The organism is Stenotrophomonas sp. YJH_SMC_20, from assembly GCF_059367845.1.
The window spans coordinates 136,770-154,575 of record NZ_JCAFRG010000008.1 but is presented as its reverse complement, the minus strand read 5'-3'; the positions used below and the strand labels follow the sequence as shown (position 1 = coordinate 154,575).

Annotated in this window: 13 protein-coding genes and 1 tRNA gene; 9 read left to right on the top strand and 5 right to left on the bottom strand. The window is 67.4% G+C overall.

Annotation, left to right across the window (positions count from 1 at the left end; translation table 11 throughout):
• Position 1 precedes the first annotated feature (1 nt).
• From nadD to AC5P6A_RS14740, 4 genes are all read left to right on the top strand, one after another.
• Positions 2-667, top strand: a complete 666-nt coding sequence (nadD, locus tag AC5P6A_RS14755) for a nicotinate-nucleotide adenylyltransferase (RefSeq protein WP_019662112.1) — start codon at positions 2-4, stop codon at positions 665-667.
• 58 nt (positions 668-725) lie between these two features.
• Positions 726-1,136, top strand: coding sequence for a ribosome silencing factor (gene rsfS / locus AC5P6A_RS14750; RefSeq protein WP_005410536.1), 411 nt, complete (start codon positions 726-728; stop codon positions 1,134-1,136).
• A gap of 64 nt (positions 1,137-1,200) precedes the next feature.
• The gene (gene rlmH / locus AC5P6A_RS14745; protein ID WP_019662111.1) at positions 1,201-1,671 is read left to right on the top strand and encodes a 23S rRNA (pseudouridine(1915)-N(3))-methyltransferase RlmH; all 471 of its coding nucleotides are present in this window, start codon (positions 1,201-1,203) and stop codon (positions 1,669-1,671) included.
• A gap of 22 nt (positions 1,672-1,693) precedes the next feature.
• A tRNA-Asn gene (locus AC5P6A_RS14740) sits at positions 1,694-1,770 on the top strand.
• A gap of 99 nt (positions 1,771-1,869) precedes the next feature.
• On the opposite strand, the gene AC5P6A_RS14735 is transcribed toward AC5P6A_RS14740, so the two are convergent.
• The 4 genes from AC5P6A_RS14735 to AC5P6A_RS14720 form a co-directional block, all read right to left on the bottom strand.
• The gene (locus AC5P6A_RS14735) at positions 1,870-3,291 is read right to left on the bottom strand and encodes a basic amino acid/polyamine antiporter (RefSeq protein ID WP_058982163.1); all 1,422 of its coding nucleotides are present in this window, start codon (positions 3,289-3,291) and stop codon (positions 1,870-1,872) included.
• Positions 3,292-3,420: 129 nt separating this feature from the next.
• The gene (locus tag AC5P6A_RS14730) at positions 3,421-6,249 is read right to left on the bottom strand and encodes a TonB-dependent receptor (protein ID WP_021204309.1); all 2,829 of its coding nucleotides are present in this window, start codon (positions 6,247-6,249) and stop codon (positions 3,421-3,423) included.
• A 191-nt stretch (positions 6,250-6,440) separates the two neighbouring features.
• A complete protein-coding gene (locus AC5P6A_RS14725) occupies positions 6,441-7,091 on the bottom strand; it encodes an energy transducer TonB (RefSeq protein WP_019662108.1) in 651 nt (216 codons plus the stop codon).
• A 216-nt stretch (positions 7,092-7,307) separates the two neighbouring features.
• A complete protein-coding gene (locus AC5P6A_RS14720; protein ID WP_021204307.1) occupies positions 7,308-8,045 on the bottom strand; it encodes an SIMPL domain-containing protein in 738 nt (245 codons plus the stop codon).
• A gap of 130 nt (positions 8,046-8,175) precedes the next feature.
• Here AC5P6A_RS14720 and AC5P6A_RS14715 point away from each other — a divergent pair, with 130 nt between their 5' ends.
• The 4 genes from AC5P6A_RS14715 to tldD are packed head-to-tail and all read left to right on the top strand — an operon-like array spanning position 8,176 to position 15,655.
• Complete coding sequence (locus tag AC5P6A_RS14715; RefSeq protein WP_346715157.1) at positions 8,176-8,784, top strand: Maf family nucleotide pyrophosphatase; 609 nt, start codon at positions 8,176-8,178, stop codon at positions 8,782-8,784.
• Positions 8,777-10,264, top strand: coding sequence for a ribonuclease G (rng, locus tag AC5P6A_RS14710; protein ID WP_019662105.1), 1,488 nt, complete (start codon positions 8,777-8,779; stop codon positions 10,262-10,264). The genes AC5P6A_RS14715 and rng overlap by 8 nt, the downstream gene beginning before the upstream one ends.
• Positions 10,265-10,294: 30 nt before the next feature.
• Entirely contained in the window at positions 10,295-14,149 is a 3,855-nt protein-coding gene (locus tag AC5P6A_RS14705) for a YhdP family protein (protein WP_495222330.1), read from the top strand.
• Between the two features lie 60 nt (positions 14,150-14,209).
• Positions 14,210-15,655, top strand: a complete 1,446-nt coding sequence (tldD, locus tag AC5P6A_RS14700; protein WP_019662103.1) for a metalloprotease TldD — start codon at positions 14,210-14,212, stop codon at positions 15,653-15,655.
• A gap of 41 nt (positions 15,656-15,696) precedes the next feature.
• On the opposite strand, the gene yjgA is transcribed toward tldD, so the two are convergent.
• Complete coding sequence (yjgA, locus tag AC5P6A_RS14695; protein ID WP_019662102.1) at positions 15,697-16,287, bottom strand: ribosome biogenesis factor YjgA; 591 nt, start codon at positions 16,285-16,287, stop codon at positions 15,697-15,699.
• A gap of 67 nt (positions 16,288-16,354) precedes the next feature.
• On the opposite strand from yjgA, the gene pmbA reads away from it, so the two are divergent.
• On the top strand, positions 16,355-17,722 hold the full coding sequence (gene pmbA, locus AC5P6A_RS14690; RefSeq protein ID WP_019662101.1) for a metalloprotease PmbA: 1,368 nt from the start codon (positions 16,355-16,357) through the stop codon (positions 17,720-17,722).
• Positions 17,723-17,806: the final 84 nt, after the last annotated feature.

Here is a 17,806-nt window from a genome sequence, read left to right as displayed (position 1 = left end):
AATGAGCCTGCGGATCTATTACGGGGGCACCTTCGATCCGGTGCACCTGGGGCACCTGGCGATCGCGCGTGCGGCCCGTGATGAACTGCAGGTCGCCGTGCGCCTGCTGCCGGCCGCCGATCCGCCGCACCGCGCGGTGCCCGGTGCCACCGCTGAGCAGCGCTGCACGATGTTGTCGCTGGCCATCGGCGACGAGCCGGGGCTGTTGTTGGACCGCCGCGAACTGGATCGTGCCGCCCGCTGTCCCGGTCGTCCGTCGTACACCGTCGACACCCTGCGCGAGCTGCGTGGCGAGCTGGGCCCGAGCCGGCCGCTGGCCTGGCTGGTGGGCGCCGACAGCCTGCTGGGCCTGTCCGGCTGGCACGAATGGGAGGCCCTGTTCGACCTGGCCCACTTCGTGGTGGCCGAACGGCCGGGCAGTCCGTTGCAGGCGTCGATCGATGGCGAGCTGGGGCGTGCCCTGCAAGGGCGCTGGGCCGACAATGAGCAGGCCCTGTTCGCCAGCCCGGCCGGGCGCGTCCTGCGCCTGCACCACCCGCTGCGCGAGGAATCAGCCAGCGCCGTGCGCTCGCAGATTGCCGCTGGCGGCCCCTGGCGCGCACTGCTGCCACCGGCCGTGGCCGACTATGTCGCTGCACACGGGCTGTACCGCCCGGCCACGGCGTGAATGGCGCGGCCGCGCCATCCCCGTATAATCGCCCCCACGTTTATCGAGTCGATCCACTTTGAGCAACCAGACCCAGCCCCAGACCATCAAGGTCGATCTTCCCAGCCCGCCGCCGTCCGTGCCGGAACTGCTGGCCAGCGTCCGCCAAGCCACCGAAGACCTGAAGGCCAAGGACCTGGTCGAGATCGACGTGCGCGGCCGGTCCAGCGTTGCCGATTACATGATCGTCGTTTCGGGCACCTCGACCCGCCACGTCAAGTCGATTGCCGATGAAGTCGTGCGCTTCGCCAAGAACCTGGACGTGATGCCACTGGGCGTGGAAGGCGAGCGCGAGGCCGAGTGGGTGCTGGTCGACCTGGGCGACGTGATCGTCCACGTGATGCTGCCGCGCGTGCGTGAGTTCTACGCCCTCGAGCGCCTGTGGACCGTCGGCGACCAGCCGCCGTCCAGCGACGACGAAGTGGCCTGAGCCACACGATGATGCATCCCTTCGACGGCGCCGATGGCGCCGTCGACGTTTTGGAGGACCGCTGATGAAAGCCCGCCTGATCGCCACCGGTGAACGCGCCCCCAGCTGGGTCGCGCAGGGCTTCGCCGAGTACCAGAAGCGGCTGTCGCACTGGCTGCCGTTCGAGCTGGTCGAAATCGAGCCTGGCCTGCGCGGCAAGGGCCGCGATCCGCGCCGCGCCACGGAGGATGAAGGCAGGCGGGTAATCGCTGCGCTGCCGAAGAACGCTTATGTGGTGGCGCTGGATGTGCCGGGCCGCCAGCTCAGCTCCGAACAGCTGGCACAACGCCTGGAGCATTGGCGCGGGCAGGGCAGGGACCTGGCGTTCCTGATCGGTGGCCCGGAAGGGCATTCGCCGGAAGTATCCGCGTTGGCCGATGAGAAGTGGTCGATTGGACCATTGACGCTGCCGCACATGCTGGTGCGGCTGGTGGTGGCCGAGCAGCTGTATCGGGCTGCCGCAATGATCGCCAATCACCCCTACCATCGCGCGTGAAGAATGGTTATACTAGTCGTCTGCCCGAATAGCTCAGCCGGTTAGAGCACTTGACTGTTAATCAGGGGGTCGTTGGTTCGAGTCCAACTTCGGGCGCCACCTTGAGAAACCTGTATCGCAAGATGCAGGTTTTTTTTTCGTGTTGTAGAACCGAGGCCATGCTCGGCTGCATCCTCGAAGCCGGGCATGGGCTCGGCGCTACAGCGTAATCAGGCCCTTCCAGAACGCGACCAGCGTGGCGATCGCCACCGCCAGGATCGCGCCGAACAGCACCCATTCCCAACGCGTGAATACCAGCTCGCCGCGCTGGCGCCGGGCCAGTGCGAACAGCACCACGCCGGGCACGTACAGCAACACCGACAACAGCAGGTTGTCGAGGCCGCCGGCATACACCAGCCAAAGCGCGTACGCACTGGCCAGCAGCGCAACCGCGAAATCACGCCAGCGCACACTGGGCTCATCGGCGTAGGCCTGCCCGCGCCAGGCCAGCTGCACGCCGAATGCCGTGGACAGGAAGTAGGGCACCAGGCTCATCGACGCAGCGAGCAGCACCAGCCCGGTGTAGCTGCCCGAACTGACCAGCACCAGCAGCAGGAACAACTGGATCAGGCCATTGCTCAACCACAGTGCATTGGCCGGCACACCACGCGCGTTCTCGCGGCCGAGGAAGGCGGGCATGGTGCCGTCGCCCGCGGCGGCATAGAGCACTTCGGCGCACAGCAGCACCCAGGCCAGCAATGCACCGAGGACGGAGATGATCGAACCGATGATGATTACCGTCGCGCCCCATTCGCCGACGATGGCGCGCAGCACATAGGCCATCGACGGATTGGGCAGCCCGGCCAGTTCGGCCTGCGACAGCACGCCCATCGACAGCAGGCTGACCAGCACCAGCAGCAGCCAGACCCCCAGGAAACCGATCACCGTGGCGCGGCCAACGTCGGCGCGGCGCGCCGCACGCCGTGAATAGATGCTGGCGCCCTCGATGCCGATGAATACCCACACGGTCACCAGCATCATGCCGCGCAGCTGCTGGCCGAGATCGCCGAGCGCGGGCGTGCCAAGGAAATCGGCACGGAACACCTCCATGCGGAACGCACCTGCTGCCAGGATCAGGAACAGCGTGATCGGCAGCAGCTTGGCCACCGTCACCAGGCCATTGACAATGGCCGCCGTACGCAGGCCACGCAGCACCAGCAGGTGCACGGTCCACAGCAGCACTGACGACGCCGCCACGGCGGCAGGCGTGTTGCCTTCGCCGAACACTGGCAGGAAATGGCCGAGGCCGCTGAAGATCAGCACGAAGAAGCTGGCATTGCCAAGCACCGAGGCGACCCAGTAGCCCCAGGCCGCAGAGAACCCGATGTAGTTGCCGAAGCCCTCACGCGCGTATGCGTAGATGCCGGTATCAAGATCCGGCCGGCGGTTGGCCAGGGCCTGGAACACGAAGGCCAGCATCAGCATGCCGGCGCCACTGACCGCCCAGCCGATCAGCGCGGCGGCCGGCCCGGCGCTGCGCGCCACGTTCTGCGGCAATGAGAAGATGCCGGCGCCTACCATCGAGCCAACTACCAGTGCAGTCAACGCGGGCAGGCCCAGGCGTTGCGATGTCGTGGCCATGGTGATCCCCTGCGGCGGTAGTGCCGCTTGCACACGGTAGCCACGTGCCCGTGAACGTGCATGCAAGGCGTGCAACGACGAAGGCCCGGGCTGCTGCCCGGGCCTCCGAAGTTGATGCGTTGAACGGTATTACTTGAAGGTGTACTTGGCGCCGACGGTGAAGTAGCGACCGATGGCGCCGCTGAAGTGCAGCGGGTTGTAGTTCACGCCACCGTAGGTGGTCGGATCGAGCGGAGCAATGCGATCGAACACGTTCTGCACCGAGGCGTTCAGTTCGAAGGCTTCGGTGATGTTCCAGCGGCCGGACAAATCGAAGGTGGTGAACGAGGAGATCTTGGTGACGTCGGTACCGTCGGCGTAGGAGAACTGGTACGAACCCTCCGGACCACGGAAATCCTTGTTGTCCATCTTGGAGATGTAGTTGGCGACGCCGCTCACGCTCCACGGCCCCTGACGCCAGGTGGTACCGAAGTTGATCCGATCCTTTGGCGTACCGATGCAGTTGGTCACGTCGCAGTTGCCGTGGGTGCCTGCATAGTCGAAGGTCTCGTCGGAGTCGGTGCGCTCGTACTTCAGCACATGGCTCCACTGCAGGTCCATTTCCAGCTGGCCCGGGCCGATATCGAAGGTCTGGCGGATATCGGTATCGATACCGCGCACGCGCGTGGATGCCGCATTGATGTACGCGGTGTTGACCGCCAGGATGCTGCCGGTGCCAGCGATGCCGTTGATCAGGTCGATGTCACGCAGCACGTTGCCGGCGGCGATGGCATCGGCCGTGGAGCCTTGGGCGATTTCGTTGGTGCGCTTGATCTGCCAGGCATCCACGGTCATCGAAGTGGTGGAGGTCGGCTGCAGCACGATGCCCACCGAGTAGCTCTTGGACTCTTCCGGCTTCAGGTCCTTGTTGGGGCGGGTGATGATCGCGACCGGGCGCGAGCTGCAGTTGGTGCCGACATCGGCCGGCGGGCTGACGGCGCAGCGCACCGGATCGCGGGCGTTGGAGAAGGCGGCCAGGCCACCATCGCCGTTCTCGGCCGGGTTGGGGGCGCGGAAGCCTTCGGCGTAGCTGGCACGCAGAGCGATCCAGTCGGCTGGGGTCCACTTGATGCCCAGCTTCGGCGTGGCCTTGCCTTCGCCGCTTTCGTACTTGTCGTAACGCAGCGCGCCGGAAAGTTCCAGTTGCTCCAGCACCGGTGCCGACAGTTCGACGTAGCCGGCGTAGACATTCTGCGTACCGTCATAGGCCGAATAGCCCAGGCCGATGATGTCACCCTGGTCGGTGTAAGTCTGCGGGGTCAGGCTGTTGCTGGTCTTGCGCCACTCGGTACCGATTGCCAGGCCCAGCGGACCACCTTTCAGGTCCATCAGGCTGCGCGACACGGTGAAGTCGAACATGTCCAGGCTGGACTTGGCGCGTGCGCTGATGGTCGGCGAGATGAAGTCGTACAGCGCCTGCGAGTTGAGGTTGGCATTGTCGCCAATACGCCACACGCCGCCGGCACAGTTCGGGTTGCCCAGCGCGCACTGTACAGCGCTGTAGCGCAGGAACCCGGTGCGCTTGTTCACCAGATCGGTACCGGAGTGCAGGTAGGCGGTGTCGTAGCTCCAGTCACCCCAGTTGCCCTTGACGCCGACCAGGAAGCGGTTGAACTCATTGGTGTTGTTGGTCACGCGCGGACCGACATCCCAGGCCGAGTAGCGCAGGCGCGAGGCCTGGCCCTGGATCGGATTGTCGGGATGGGTCGGCGACAGCACCACGGCGCCCGGGCCGCTGCTGGCATTGCGCGGGCCAAGGGGATAGCCCCAGCTGCCGGAGACGCCGGACGGTGTGTTGCTGAAGATCGTTTCCTTCTTCGAGTAGCCGATCTCGGTGTAGACCTCGCCGCCTTCGCCGAAGGCGAAGCTGGCGCGGCCGAACACGTTGACGTACTTCTCTTCAGGCGTGAGATCACGGAACTGCTGCGCCGGATCCCACAGGCAGCCCTGGGCCGCCACTGACGCGTCGGTCTGGCCCGGGATGGTGGTCAGGCCTTGGCAGCCGGGCAGTGGCACGAGCCTTGCCGGATTGGTCGCCGTGACATTGCGGTCGTCATACACCGAGCCATTCGGACCGACGCCTCCGCTGGTGCGGCCATTGAGGTAGGCGCCGCCGAGGAACTGGGCATTGTTGCCATAGCCCCAAGGACGGATGTCGCCGGTGCCGATCCACTTGCGGTTCTTGCGATCGCTGATCTTGATCGCGTCGGTCTTGCCGACGTCCAGGCTGAAGAAGGCATTCCAGCCGTCAGTGGCCAGGTCGCCGGTGCCGGCGGTCAGGGTCGCCTTCTTCGCGTCGCCATCGCTGTCACCGGACAGGCCATAGGAGCCACGCAGGATGGCGCCCTGGAAGTCGCTGCGCAGGATGATGTTGACCACGCCGGCGATGGCATCGGAGCCATAGATTGCCGAGGCGCCGTCCTTGAGCACTTCCACGCGCTCGACGGCATCGAGCGGAATGGTGCTCAGGTCGGTGAAGACCTTCTGGCCGTCGTCGGCCAGGCCGTAGGTGGCCATGCGGCGGCCGTTCAACAGGACCAGGGTCGAGCCCGCGCCCAGGCCGCGCAGCGAAATGCCGGCGCCACCGCCGGCAAAGCCGTTGCCGAAGGTCTTGGGGATGGAGCCGGAGCCATCAGCGGTCAGGGTCTGCAGGTATTCGGCAACCGTGGTCTTGCCGGTGCGGTCGATTTCCTGGCGGGTTACTACCTGCACCGGCGACGGCGTTTCAGTGTTGGTGCGCGGAATGTTCGAACCGGTGACCGTGATGCGGTCCAGGTTGGTGGCCTTGTCCTGCGCGAAGGCGGAGGTGGAAGCCGCGGCGCCAACCAGCAACAGGGTGCTGCCGGTAAGGATATGGGTGATGGACGATGCCAGAGTGCTGCGGCGGCGGCTGGCGGGCCGTTGGATCAGGTGTTTCACAGCTTCTCTCCTAACTGGAAAACCGTAGCGTTGAGGGCTGTCTCCGGAAGATTCCGGGACGGATCAATCTAGGTTTCCGGTAGGTGACGAAGTCGTGAATTTTTGCTTAATCGGTAACGGTTGATCCGGTTCCGTCCGTTGGCACGTGCAGGGAAGCGCCGGCCCGGCAGGTGGCCGGGCCGGCGATCACTTCACTCCGGCAGCGAGAACTGCACCGGCACCATGCCGATGGCCGGTACCGCCACGCCATCACGCTGGGCCGGCTCGAAGCGCCAGTGCCGGAGCACCTGCAGGCGCGCGGCCTGGTCCAAGCTGCGCGAACCGCTGCTGCGCTCGATGCTGACCCCCGTCGGCTGCCCGCGGGTGTCCACCTCTACCCGCAACAGCACAGTGCCCTGTTCGCGGTTGCGCAATGCCGCCAGCGGATAGGCCGGCGGCGGGGCGCTGCGGTACTGCAGCTGGGCACCGGCCAGTGGTGCGGAGGTATCGATGCTCGGTGCAAGCTGGGGCGGGGCCGGTTCGGCGGCCGGCAGCGCGATGCCCTGGGCTTCTTCCACGGTTGCGGTAGGAGCTGGAAGCGGCGGCGCGGCCGGCTGCGTCTGTGGCTTCGGTACGACCCGGGCGACCTCCCTGGGCTGTTCCAGCACCGGGGGCGGCGGCGTTGGCGGGATCTTCTCGATCAGCCTGACCGTGGTCTTTTCACGCGGGGCCTGCACGGCCTGGTAGGTCGCAGGGATGAGCAACAACAGGAAGGCCAGCAGGTGCAGGGCGATCGCCGCGCTCCAGGCGGCAACGCGGGCGGGGTCGAAGTGCAGGGATGCAACGGGATACGTACGAACCATGGTCCACCTCCATGCCAGTGACGAAGTCCTCAACGCACCAGGGCCCGTGGCGGGGTTGCCGCACGCGGCTGGCAGTGCATCAGTAGCGCGCCCGGGCGGCCACTGCATAGAGGCAGGGGCAGCCGTGTTGGGCTGGCCTTCAGCCACTGCCGTCGGAATGCACGAAAAAAGGCGGGTCCCCTGGGGAACCCGCCTCTGTCGGCAATGACCAACGGCTCAGCGACCCAGTTCGAACACCACGTCCAGGTTGACCGAGACGGTGGATTCACCCGGCGCGACCGGGGTGGCCTTGTCCATCGCCGCACCGGCCGCCATGGTGCGCATCATCGGCATCGGGCGGAAACCGCCATTGCTGTTCTCGGAGATGCTGACGATGCGGCGCACCTGCAGGCCCAGTGACTTGGCATAGGTCTGGGCGCGGGCCTGGGCCTTCTTCAGCGCAGCCAGGCGGGCTTCGTCATACACTGGTTCCGGCTGGTCGATCTCGAAGCTCGGGCCGTTGATCTGGTTGGCGCCCTGCGCGGCCAGCGCGTCCAGCACCTTGCCGAGCTTGGCGATGTCGCGCACCTTGAGGCTGACCGTGTTGCTGGCCTGGTAACCGGTGATCTTCGGCGCTTCGTTGTCGGCGTAGCGGTACTGCGGGTTGAGGCTGACGCCGCTGGTCTGCACGTCGCGCTCGGCGATGCCGGCGGCCTTGATCGCGGCCAGCACCTTGTCCATCTGCTGGGCGTTCTGGCGCATGGCGCTGTTGCCATCGGCAGCCTGGCTCACCACGCCGGCCGACAGCGTGGCCACGTCAGGCACGCGGGTGGCCTCGGCATTGGCCGAGATGTTCAGCAGCGTGCCCTCGGCCGGTGCGGCGATCGATGGCGAGGACGGAGCGGCATGGGCGGTCATCGAGGTTCCAAGGGCGAGGGACAGGGCGAGCAGCAGCGGGGTGGCAGTCAGGCGCATGGGATCTCCTTGTTGTGCCGTTGAGGGTGGTGTCGTAGCGATGAACGCGTTGTGAGTCCGTTCGGGGTTGAACGCGTTCCGGGACGGGTTGCCGACGATTCAGGTGGCGGCCTCAGGTTATGCTGTGCCGATGTTCTACCTAGCTTCCCGCTCCCCCCGACGCAACCAGCTGCTGGCCCGACTCGGACGCCCCTTCCAGCCATTGGATCTGGAGGTCGTCGAGCAGCGTGCGCCCGCTGAAAGCGCCGAACAGTACGTCTGCCGGGTCGCCGCCGACAAGGCACGCGCCGGCCTGGCCCGGGTGCTGGCCAATGACCCGCAGGCGCGGGTGCTTGGTTCGGACACCGAGGTGGTGCTGCATGGCGAGGTGTTTGGAAAGCCCGCCGACGCTGCCGATGCCCGGGGGATGCTGGCGCGTCTTGCCGGGCGTACCCACCAGGTGATGACGGCCGTAGTGGTGGTCGGCGCGGACGGGCTGGACAGCGAACTGGTCATTTCCGAAGTGACCTTCGCCCCGATCGACGCTGCCGACATCGCCGCCTATGTCGCCACCGGCGAACCGCTGGACAAAGCCGGTGCCTACGCCATCCAGGGCGGGGCCGAGCGCTGGATCGAGCACCTGTCCGGCAGCTACTCCGGCGTCATGGGGCTGCCGTTGCTGCACACCGATCGTTTGCTGGCGCGCTGCGGCGTGCCGGCCCCCACCGCCGATGCCGCCAGGGAGGCTGCAGATGTCTGAGGAAATCCTGGTCAACGTGACCCCGCGCGAGACCCGGGTCGCGGTGATCGAAAATGGCATGCTGCAGGAACTGCACATCGAGCGTGGCTGGCGCCGGGGTGTGGTCGGCAACATCTACAAGGGCAAGGTGCAGCGGGTCATGCCCGGCATGCAGGCCGCCTTCGTCGAAGTCGGGCTGGAGCGCGCCGCGTTCCTGCACGCCAATGACGTGGTGCGGCCGGCGCCGGTGGCCAGTGCCGATACCGAGAACACCACCCTGCCGCCGCCGGCCAGCGTGCCGATTGTCGAGCTGCTGCGTGACGGCCAGGACATCGTCGTGCAGGTGGTGAAGGACCCGATCGGCACCAAGGGCGCACGCCTGACCACGCAGATCAGCATTCCCTCGCGCTACATGGTGCTGCTGCCGCAGTCCAAGGTGGTGGGCGTGTCGGCGCGCATCGAGGACGAAGCCGAGCGCGCCCGCCTGAAGGCGCTGGTGACCGAGCTGTCGGCGCAGCACGGCGGCTACGGCTACATCGTGCGCACCAACGCCGAAGGCCAGCCGGCCGAGGCCATCGCCGAGGACATCGCCTACCTGTCGCGCGTGTGGAACGTGGTCGAGCGCCGTGGCCGCGAAGCGCCCTCGTGCAGCATCATCTATGAAGACCTGAGCCTGCCGCTGCGTTCGGTGCGCGACCTGATCCGCAAGGACGTGGACAAGGTGAAGGTGGACTCGAAGGAGACCTTCGGCCAGCTGCAGGCCTTCGTCGCCAAGTACATGCCGGTGCTGGCCGAGAAGCTGGAGCTGTATTCCGGCGATCGCCCGATCTTCGACATGTTCGGGGTGGAGGACGAGATCGGCCGCGCGCTGGACAAGCAGGTGCCGTTGAAATCCGGTGGCTACCTGGTGATCGACCAGACCGAGGCGATGACCACCATCGACGTCAATACCGGTTCGTTCCTCGGCCAGCGCAACCTGGAAGAAACGGTGTTCCGCACCAACCTGGAGGCTGCGCAGGCGGTGGCGCGGCAGCTGCGGCTGCGCAACCTGGGCGGCATCATCATCATCGACTTCATCGACATGGATGATGCCGAGCACCGCCGCCAGGTGCTGCGCACGCTGGAAAAGGCGCTTGCGCGCGACCATGCCAAGACAACAGTCTATGACTTCTCGCCGCTGGGCCTGGTGGAGATGACCCGCAAGCGCACGGTGGAAAGCCTGGAGCGCCAGCTGTCGGAAACCTGCCCGCAGTGCAGCGGCCGCGGCAGCATCAAGACCACCGAGACGGTGACCTACGAGATCTTCCGCGAGATCACCCGCGCGGTGCGCCAGTTCGACGCCGCGCGCCTGCTGGTGATCGCCTCGACCAAGGTGGTCGCGCGCATCACCGACGAGGAATCGGCGGCGGTGGCCGAGCTGGAGGAATTCCTCGGCAAGAGCATCCGCTTCCAGGCGGACGAGCAATACCTGCAGGAGCAGTTCGATGTCGTTCTGCTCTGATCCTCGCCGGCTGCAGGCCGGCGGTGGCCGATGAGCGCGCCGCCGCGCCTGCGACTGCGAAGGATCCGCCGTCATCTCATTGCCGCCTGCGCGGTGGGCCTGGTCGGGCTGGCACTGCTGGTGGGCACCCTCAGCCAGCTGCTGCCGCTGGCCGAGCGCCACCCCGACAGGATTGCGGCCTGGCTGAGCGAACGTGCCGGCCAGCCGGTGCGTTTCGACCAGCTGCAGACGGCCTGGACCCGTCGTGGCCCGTTGCTGCAGCTCAAAGGCCTGCATATCGGCGCGGGCCGCGGCCTGGCCATTGGCGAGGCCGAGGTGCTGGTATCGATGTACAGCGGCCTGTTGCCTGGCCGTTCGCTGACCGAGTTGCGCCTGCGTGGGCTGGCGCTGGATCTGCAGCAGGATGCAAGCGGTCGCTGGTCGGTGCGTGGGCTGCCACAGTCCGCCGACGGTGGAGATCCGCTGGATGCGCTGCGCCGGCTGGGCGAGCTGCAGGTGATCGGGGGGCGCCTGGGCGTGCACTCGCCGACGTTGGGCATCGACACCACGCTGCCGCGCATCGACCTGCGCCTGCGGGTCAATGGCGATCGCCTGCGCGTGGGCGTGCGCGCCTGGGCCCAGGCCGAAGCGCTGCCATTGACTGCGGTGCTGGATGTGGACCGCACGCGTGGCAACGGCGAGGCCTGGCTGGGCGCCGATCCGGTCGATTTCCATGCCTGGTCTCCGCTGTTGGCGGCCGGCGGTGTGCGCCTGCGCGAGGGCAAGGGCGAACTCAACCTGTGGTTGACCCTGCGCGATTTCGTGCCGGTGGCGGTGACCACGGATTCGGACCTGCGCGACGTGCGCATCGATGGCGCACCGATACCCGGCATGGCGGCGCCGCAGCTGCAGCTGCAGCGACTGCAGGCCCGCCTGCGCTGGCAGCGCCAGGCCGAGGGCTGGGCGCTGCAGGTACCGCGGCTGCGGCTGAAGAATGAAGACGGCGAGCAGCGCCTCGATGGCCTGCAGCTGCAGGTCGGCAAACAGCTGCGGGTGCGTTCCGGTGAAGTGCAGGCCGGCATCGCGCTGCGTGCGCTGGCCCTGAGCGATCGCCTTGAGCCGGGCCTGCGTCGCTGGCTGTTCCTGTCCAGGCCGCAGCTGGACGTGCGCGCGTTGCAGCTGGCCGGCGAACGCGATGGCCCATTGTGGGCGCAGGGTGAACTGCAGTCGCTGGGCTTTGCAAGCGTCGGCAATTCACCGGGGCTGCGCGGCCTTGGCGGGCGTTTCGAAGGCGATGCCAACGGCTTCAGCCTGCAGCTGCAGCCGCAACGGCAGCTGCAGTTCGACTGGCCCACCGGCTTCGGCGTGCGCCACGACCTGCAGCTGGCCGGGCAGATCGTGGGCTGGCGCGACGAGGGCGGTGGTTGGCGGATCGGGACGCCGGCGATGCGTGTGGAAGGTACCGACTATGCGGCCGACGTGCGCGGCGGTGTGTGGTTCCAGGGCGACGGTACGCGGCCGTGGCTGCAGCTGGCCGCCAAGCTGGACGACGTGCCGATGACGGCGGCCAAGCGCTTCTGGATCCACTCCAAGATGAGCAAGGGCGCCACCGACTGGCTGGACATGGCACTGGCCGGCGGCCAGGTACGTGGCGGCGTCGGCCTGGTCACCGGTGACCTGGACGACTGGCCGTTCGACAACAACGATGGCCGCTTCGAGGCCACCGGCCACATCACCAATGGCGACATCCGCTTCCAGCATGATTGGCCGCTGATGAGCCAGGTCGATGCCGATATCGCCTTCATCGGCCCCGGCTTCGACATGCATGGGCGCGGCGACCTGGCCGGCGTGGCGGTGCAGAAGTTCGAGGCGGGCATCCAGGATTTCGGGCAGCAGCCGCTGTACGTGCGCGCCGATGCACAGAGCGAGGCCGGCAGACTGCTGGCCATGCTGCGGCAGAGCCCGCTGCACAAGGACTATGGCGATACCCTGGACAACCTCACCGCAGCGGGCCCGGCGCATGTGACCTTCGATCTGCTGCAACCGCTGCACCACGATGAAGGCGGTGGCCATCTGCAGGGGACGGTTGACCTGGCCGGCGTGAAGCTGGTCGACAAGCGTTTCCAGCTCGCCTTCGACAACATGCACGGGCAGGCGCGCTACAGCAATGGCGGTTTCGATGCCGAGGAACTGTCGGTGCGCCACCTCGGCCAGGACGGCCGCCTGAGCCTGCGTGCTGGTGGCTACGTGCACGACAGCAGACTGGCCTTCGAATCGAAGCTGTCGGCCACGCTTGACGCCGGCGTGCTGATCGACCGCGCACCGGAGATGGCCTGGCTCAAGCCCTACATCACCGGGACCTCGCCGTGGACCATCGCGGTCAACCTTCCCAAGGTGGCGCCAGGTGCTCCTGCGCCGCCCAGCGAGCTGCGCTTGAGCTCCGATCTGGTCGGCACCCGGCTGGATCTGCCGGCGCCGCTGGACAAACCGGCTGCCGAGCCGCTGGCGACCACCGTAGCCGCACAGCTGCCGATGGGTGCCGGCCGCATCGATGTGGCGTCCGGCCAGCGCCTGGCGCTGGCCGCGCGCAGCCACAACAACCAGACCGGCGTGCAGGTGACGCTGGGCAGCGACCATGTCGATCGCGAGCCGCCGCCCAGCGGATTGACCGTCAACGGCCGCAGCCCGACCTTGGACGCATTGGAGTGGATCGGCCTGGCGCGGGGCGGCAGCGATGACAACACGATGCCGCTGCGTGCGGTGGACGTGCAGGTCGGTCAATTGAAGCTGATCGGTGGCGTTTTCGAGCAGACCCGGTTGCAGCTGCATCCGGGCGCGCAGGCGCTGGACGTGCGCCTGGCGGGCCCGTCGCTGGCCGGGCGCCTGACTGTCCCCAATGCTGACGGCGGCACCATCAGCGGCCAGCTCGACCGTGTGCACTGGCAATCGCTGCCGGCAGCTCCGGATGCACCGGCCGCACCCGCCCGGGTCCAGGCCGGCGCCAACGATATGGACCCGGCCAAGCTGCCGCCGTTCGCGCTGGACATCGCCGACCTCAAGTTCGGCAAGGTGGTGCTGGGCCAGGCGGTGCTGCGCACACGACCGTTGGCCAATGGCCTGAACGTGGACGAGCTGCGCTTCCGCGCGCCGGACCAGGAGATCGACATCAGCGGTCGCTGGCTGGGCCGTGCCGGCGGAGCCCGCACCGAGCTGACCGCCCAGGTGCGCAGCGAGGATCTGGGCGGACTGATGCAGAACCTGGACTACGGCGGCCAGCTGCGTGGTGGCTCCGGCCAGGCCCAGCTGCAGGCCACCTGGAGCGGGGGGCCGTCGGACTTCCAGCTGGGCAACCTGCAGGGCCGCCTGGACCTGCACGCACGCAACGGCCAGCTGCTGGAGCTGGAGCCGGGTGCTGGCCGCGTGCTGGGCCTGCTCAGCGTGACCCAGCTGCCGCGGCGCCTGATGTTCGACTTCCGCGACTTCTTCTCCAAGGGCTTCGCGTTCAACCAGATCGACGGCAGCATGCAGTTCGGCCAGGGCATGGCGCGCACCGACAAGGTGCTGATCGAAGGCCCGGCAGCCAACATCACCATCCGCGGCCAGGCCGACCTGCGCAACCAGCAGTTCGACCAGACCATCGACGTCAACCCGCGTGCCGGCAATCTGCTGACCGTGGTGGGGGCAGTGGCCGGTGGCCCGGTGGGAGCGGCGTTGGGCGCGGCCACCAATGCGGTATTGTCCAAGCCGTTGGGCGAGATTGGCGCCCGTACCTACAAGGTGACCGGTCCATGGAAGGAGCCCAAGGTGGAAGTGATCGAACGCAGCCGCGACAAGGCTCCACCACCCGCGCCGGCACCGGCGCCGGCCATTCCACCGACCGTCACCGGCCTGCCGCGCCCGCAGTGAGCGCGGCCTTCCTGTTCACGGGGCTTGCCTGAGCGCCCCCGCATCCCCAGATCGAGAACCATGACTGACATCGCCCTGACGCTTGCCCAAGACCGCCTGCTGCGCCCCGGCGGCCTGGATACCGCTGGCCTGGAGCGCACCTTCGGCCAGTTGCTTGGCCCCGGTGTGGACTTCGGTGATCTTTACTTCCAGCATGCCCGCCGCGAGAGCTGGAGCGTGGAAGACGGCATCGTCAAGGATGGCGCCCATTCCATCGAACAGGGCGTGGGCGTGCGGGCAATTTCCGGCGAAAAGACCGGCTTCGCCTATTCCGATGACATCCACGCCGACGCGCTGCTGGCGGCGGCGCAGTCGGCACGTGCGATCTCACGCGAAGGCGGTGCCCAATCCGGGCGATCGCTGCTGCGTGGCAACGCGCGCGCGCTGTACCCGGCGCTGGACCCGATCGATGGTATCGGCAACGAGGCCAAGGTCGAGGTGCTCAAGCGCCTGGATGGCTACCTGCGTGCCGCCGACCCGCGCGTGAAGCAGGTGATGGTGAGCCTGTCCGGCGGCGTCGACACGGTGCTGATCGCACGCAGCGACGGTGTGCTGGGTGCTGATGTGCGGCCGCTGGTGCGCCTGAACGTACAGGTGATCGTCGAGCACCACGGTCGCCGCGAGTCCGGCTATGCAGGCGGCGGTGGCCGCTACGGGTATGAAGAACTGTTTGCGGACGGGCGCCCCGAGGCCTTCGCCCGCGAGGCGCTGCGCCAGGCGCTGGTGAACCTGGACGCCGTTCCGGCTCCGGCCGGGGTGATGCCGGTGGTGCTCGGTCCGGGCTGGCCGGGCGTGCTGCTGCATGAAGCGGTTGGCCACGGGTTGGAAGGCGACTTCAACCGCAAGGGCACCAGCGTCTACGCGGGCCGCATCGGTGAGCGCGTTGCCGCCCCGGGCGTGACCATCGTCGATGACGGCACGCTGGACGGACGCCGCGGTTCGTTGAACATCGATGACGAGGGCCATCCCAGCCAGTGCACCACGCTGATCGAGGACGGCATCCTGGTCGGCTACATGCAGGACAGCCTCAATGCGCGCCTGATGGGCGTGGCGCCTACCGGCAATGGCCGCCGCGAATCATTCGCGCACATGACCATGCCGCGCATGACCAACACCTACATGCGTGCCGGCCAGCACGACCCGCAGGAGATGATCCGTTCGGTGAAGAAGGGCCTGTACGCGGTCAACTTCGGCGGCGGCCAGGTCGACATCACCAGCGGCAAGTACGTGTTCTCGGCGACCGAGGCCTACCTGATCGAGGATGGCCGCGTCACCACGCCGGTGAAGGGCGCGACCCTGATCGGGAACGGTCCGGAAACCATGCAGAAGGTGCGCATGGTCGGCAATGACCTGGCCTTGGACGAGGGCGTGGGCGTCTGCGGCAAGGACGGGCAGAGCGTGCCCGTGGGTGTCGGCCAGCCCTCGCTGCTGATCGAGGGCATCACCGTCGGCGGTACCCAGGCCTGAGCCGGGCGATGGCCAGCGCCACCGCCCCGACCGGCGCGGACTCAGTCCTCGTCGGCTTCGTCGGTCTCGACGTGGCCGGCGTCTTCGTCGCCCGCCGTCTTCAGGCCCAGCGCGGCCGGCAGCATCAGGCCGCGCAGCACCTGGAAAATCTCACGGTAGGCGCGCGGCGGCTTGTTCCTGGCCTTTTCGGCCTGCGCGTTGCGCACCAGCGTGCGCAGCTGCTGGCGATCGGCCTGCGGATAATCGTCGAGAAGGGCCGCCAGTGCCTTGTCACCCTCGGCCAGCAGGCGGTCGCGCCAGTCCTCAACGCGATGCATCATTGCCACTTCGCGGCGGCCGGTCTCGCTGTTGGCGTCCAGCGCGTCGCGGATCGCATCCAGCGTGGCCTCTTCTTCGCGCCGCATGTGCTTGGCCAGGAACGCCAGCTGGCGCTTGTGGGCGATGTGGGCGGTGATGCGCTTGCACTCGGCGATATGCGGCAGCAGGTCTTCCGGGATCGGCAGGCGCGCCAGCTGGGCCGGGGTCAACGACACCAGCTTCTCGCCCAGGGCCAGGACGTCGAGCGCGTCGCGCCGGTTCTGGCTGCGGCTCTTGTCGTGGAATTCACCGGTTTCTTCGTCGCGTCCGCGCATCGTCCATACCTGATTTCAAAAAAGTCGCCCGGCGTGATGCCGGGCCCAACCCGTACAGGATAAAGCATTGAACGTGATCGCCCCTGAAGTGGCCGTCGGCGACGACAGCGCGGCCCGGCTGGAACGGCTGGCCGACCTCTCCCAGCAGCTGCTCGACCGTGCCCGCGCGCTGGGCGCCAGCCAGGCCGAGGTCAGCTGCAGCGAGGATCGTGGCCTGGAGGTCAATGTCCGCCTTGGCGAGGTTGAGACCGTGCAGTCCACCCGTGACCGCGGTATCGCCGTCACCGTCTATTTCGGGCAACGCAAGGGCAGTGCCAGCACTGGCGACCTGAACGAGGCCAGCCTTGCCGCCACGGTCGAACAGGCCTGTGCGATCGCCCGGCATACCGAAGATGACCCGGCTGCCGGCTTGGCCGAGGCCGCGTTGATGGCCACCGACTTCCCGGATCTGGATGCCTGGCACCCGTGGGCGCTGCAGGCCGACGAGGCGGTGGACCTGGCCCTGGCCTGTGAGAACGCAGGCCGCGAGGCCGATGCGCAGATCCGCAATTCCGACGGCGCTTCGGTGTCAAGCATGCAGAGCCTGTCGGTCTATGCCAATTCGCATGGTTTCATCGGCCGTGAGCGCGGCACCCATCATTCGGTGGGCTGTGCGCTGATTGCCGGCCAGGGCGATGGCATGCAGCGCGATGGCTGGTACACCAGTGCGCTGGCCCGCGAGGATCTGGAGGAGGTGGGCCTGGTCGGTCGTCGTGCTGCCGAGCGCACCGTCGCCCGCCTGCAGCCTCGCTCGATGGCCACCGGCAGCATGCCGGTGTTGTTCGCCCCGGAAGTGGCGCGCAGCCTGGTCGGCCACCTGTTGTCGGCGGTGTCCGGCGGTGCCCTGTACCGCCAGGCCAGCTTCCTGCTGGACAGCGTCGGCCTGCAGTTGTTCCCCGGCTGGATGCAGATCGAGGAACTGCCTCACCTGCGCCGTGGCCTGCGTTCGGCCGCCTTCGATGGCGATGGCGTGGCCACCCGAGCTTCGGCGCTGGTCCGTGACGGCGTCCTGCAGCGCTACGTGCTGGGCAGCTACTCGGCACGCAAGCTGGGCCTGCAGACCACCGCCAATGCCGGTGGCGTGCACAACCTGCAGTTGGCCGCCAATGCTGGCGCGCTGCAGGACATCGCCCGGCAGATGGGCAATGGCCTGCTGGTGACCGAGCTGATGGGGCAGGGCGTCAACGGGGTGACCGGCGACTATTCGCGGGGCGCCGGTGGCTTCCGGGTCGAGAATGGCGAGATCCAGTATCCGGTGGATGGCATCACCATCGCCGGCAACCTGCGCGAGATGTTCAGCAGCATCGAAGCGGTGGGCAGTGATGTTGACCCGCGCTCGCACATCCGCACCGGCTCGATCCTGGTGGGGCGGATGACCATTGCCGGTAATGATTGATGGCGTCGATGGCGTAAGCTATGCCCGCCTGACGCAGCCAGCTTGGTGCTGGTGGGTCAAGACCACCCAATGAAAAGGAGTTTT

What these genes read in the sequence shown, in the direction of transcription:
- nadD (WP_019662112.1), top strand. Translation starts at nt 2, where the DNA reads ATGAGCCTGCGGATCTATTACGGGGGCACCTTCGATCCGGTGCACCTG.
- rlmH (WP_019662111.1), top strand. Translation starts at nt 1,201, where the DNA reads ATGAAAGCCCGCCTGATCGCCACCGGTGAACGCGCCCCCAGCTGGGTC.
- AC5P6A_RS14735 (WP_058982163.1), bottom strand. Translation starts at nt 3,291, where the DNA reads ATGGCCACGACATCGCAACGCCTGGGCCTGCCCGCGTTGACTGCACTG.
- AC5P6A_RS14725 (WP_019662108.1), bottom strand. Translation starts at nt 7,091, where the DNA reads ATGGTTCGTACGTATCCCGTTGCATCCCTGCACTTCGACCCCGCCCGC.
- AC5P6A_RS14720 (WP_021204307.1), bottom strand. Translation starts at nt 8,045, where the DNA reads ATGCGCCTGACTGCCACCCCGCTGCTGCTCGCCCTGTCCCTCGCCCTT.
- AC5P6A_RS14715 (WP_346715157.1), top strand. Translation starts at nt 8,176, where the DNA reads ATGTTCTACCTAGCTTCCCGCTCCCCCCGACGCAACCAGCTGCTGGCC.
- rng (WP_019662105.1), top strand. Translation starts at nt 8,777, where the DNA reads ATGTCTGAGGAAATCCTGGTCAACGTGACCCCGCGCGAGACCCGGGTC.
- AC5P6A_RS14705 (WP_495222330.1), top strand. Translation starts at nt 10,295, where the DNA reads ATGAGCGCGCCGCCGCGCCTGCGACTGCGAAGGATCCGCCGTCATCTC.
- tldD (WP_019662103.1), top strand. Translation starts at nt 14,210, where the DNA reads ATGACTGACATCGCCCTGACGCTTGCCCAAGACCGCCTGCTGCGCCCC.
- yjgA (WP_019662102.1), bottom strand. Translation starts at nt 16,287, where the DNA reads ATGCGCGGACGCGACGAAGAAACCGGTGAATTCCACGACAAGAGCCGC.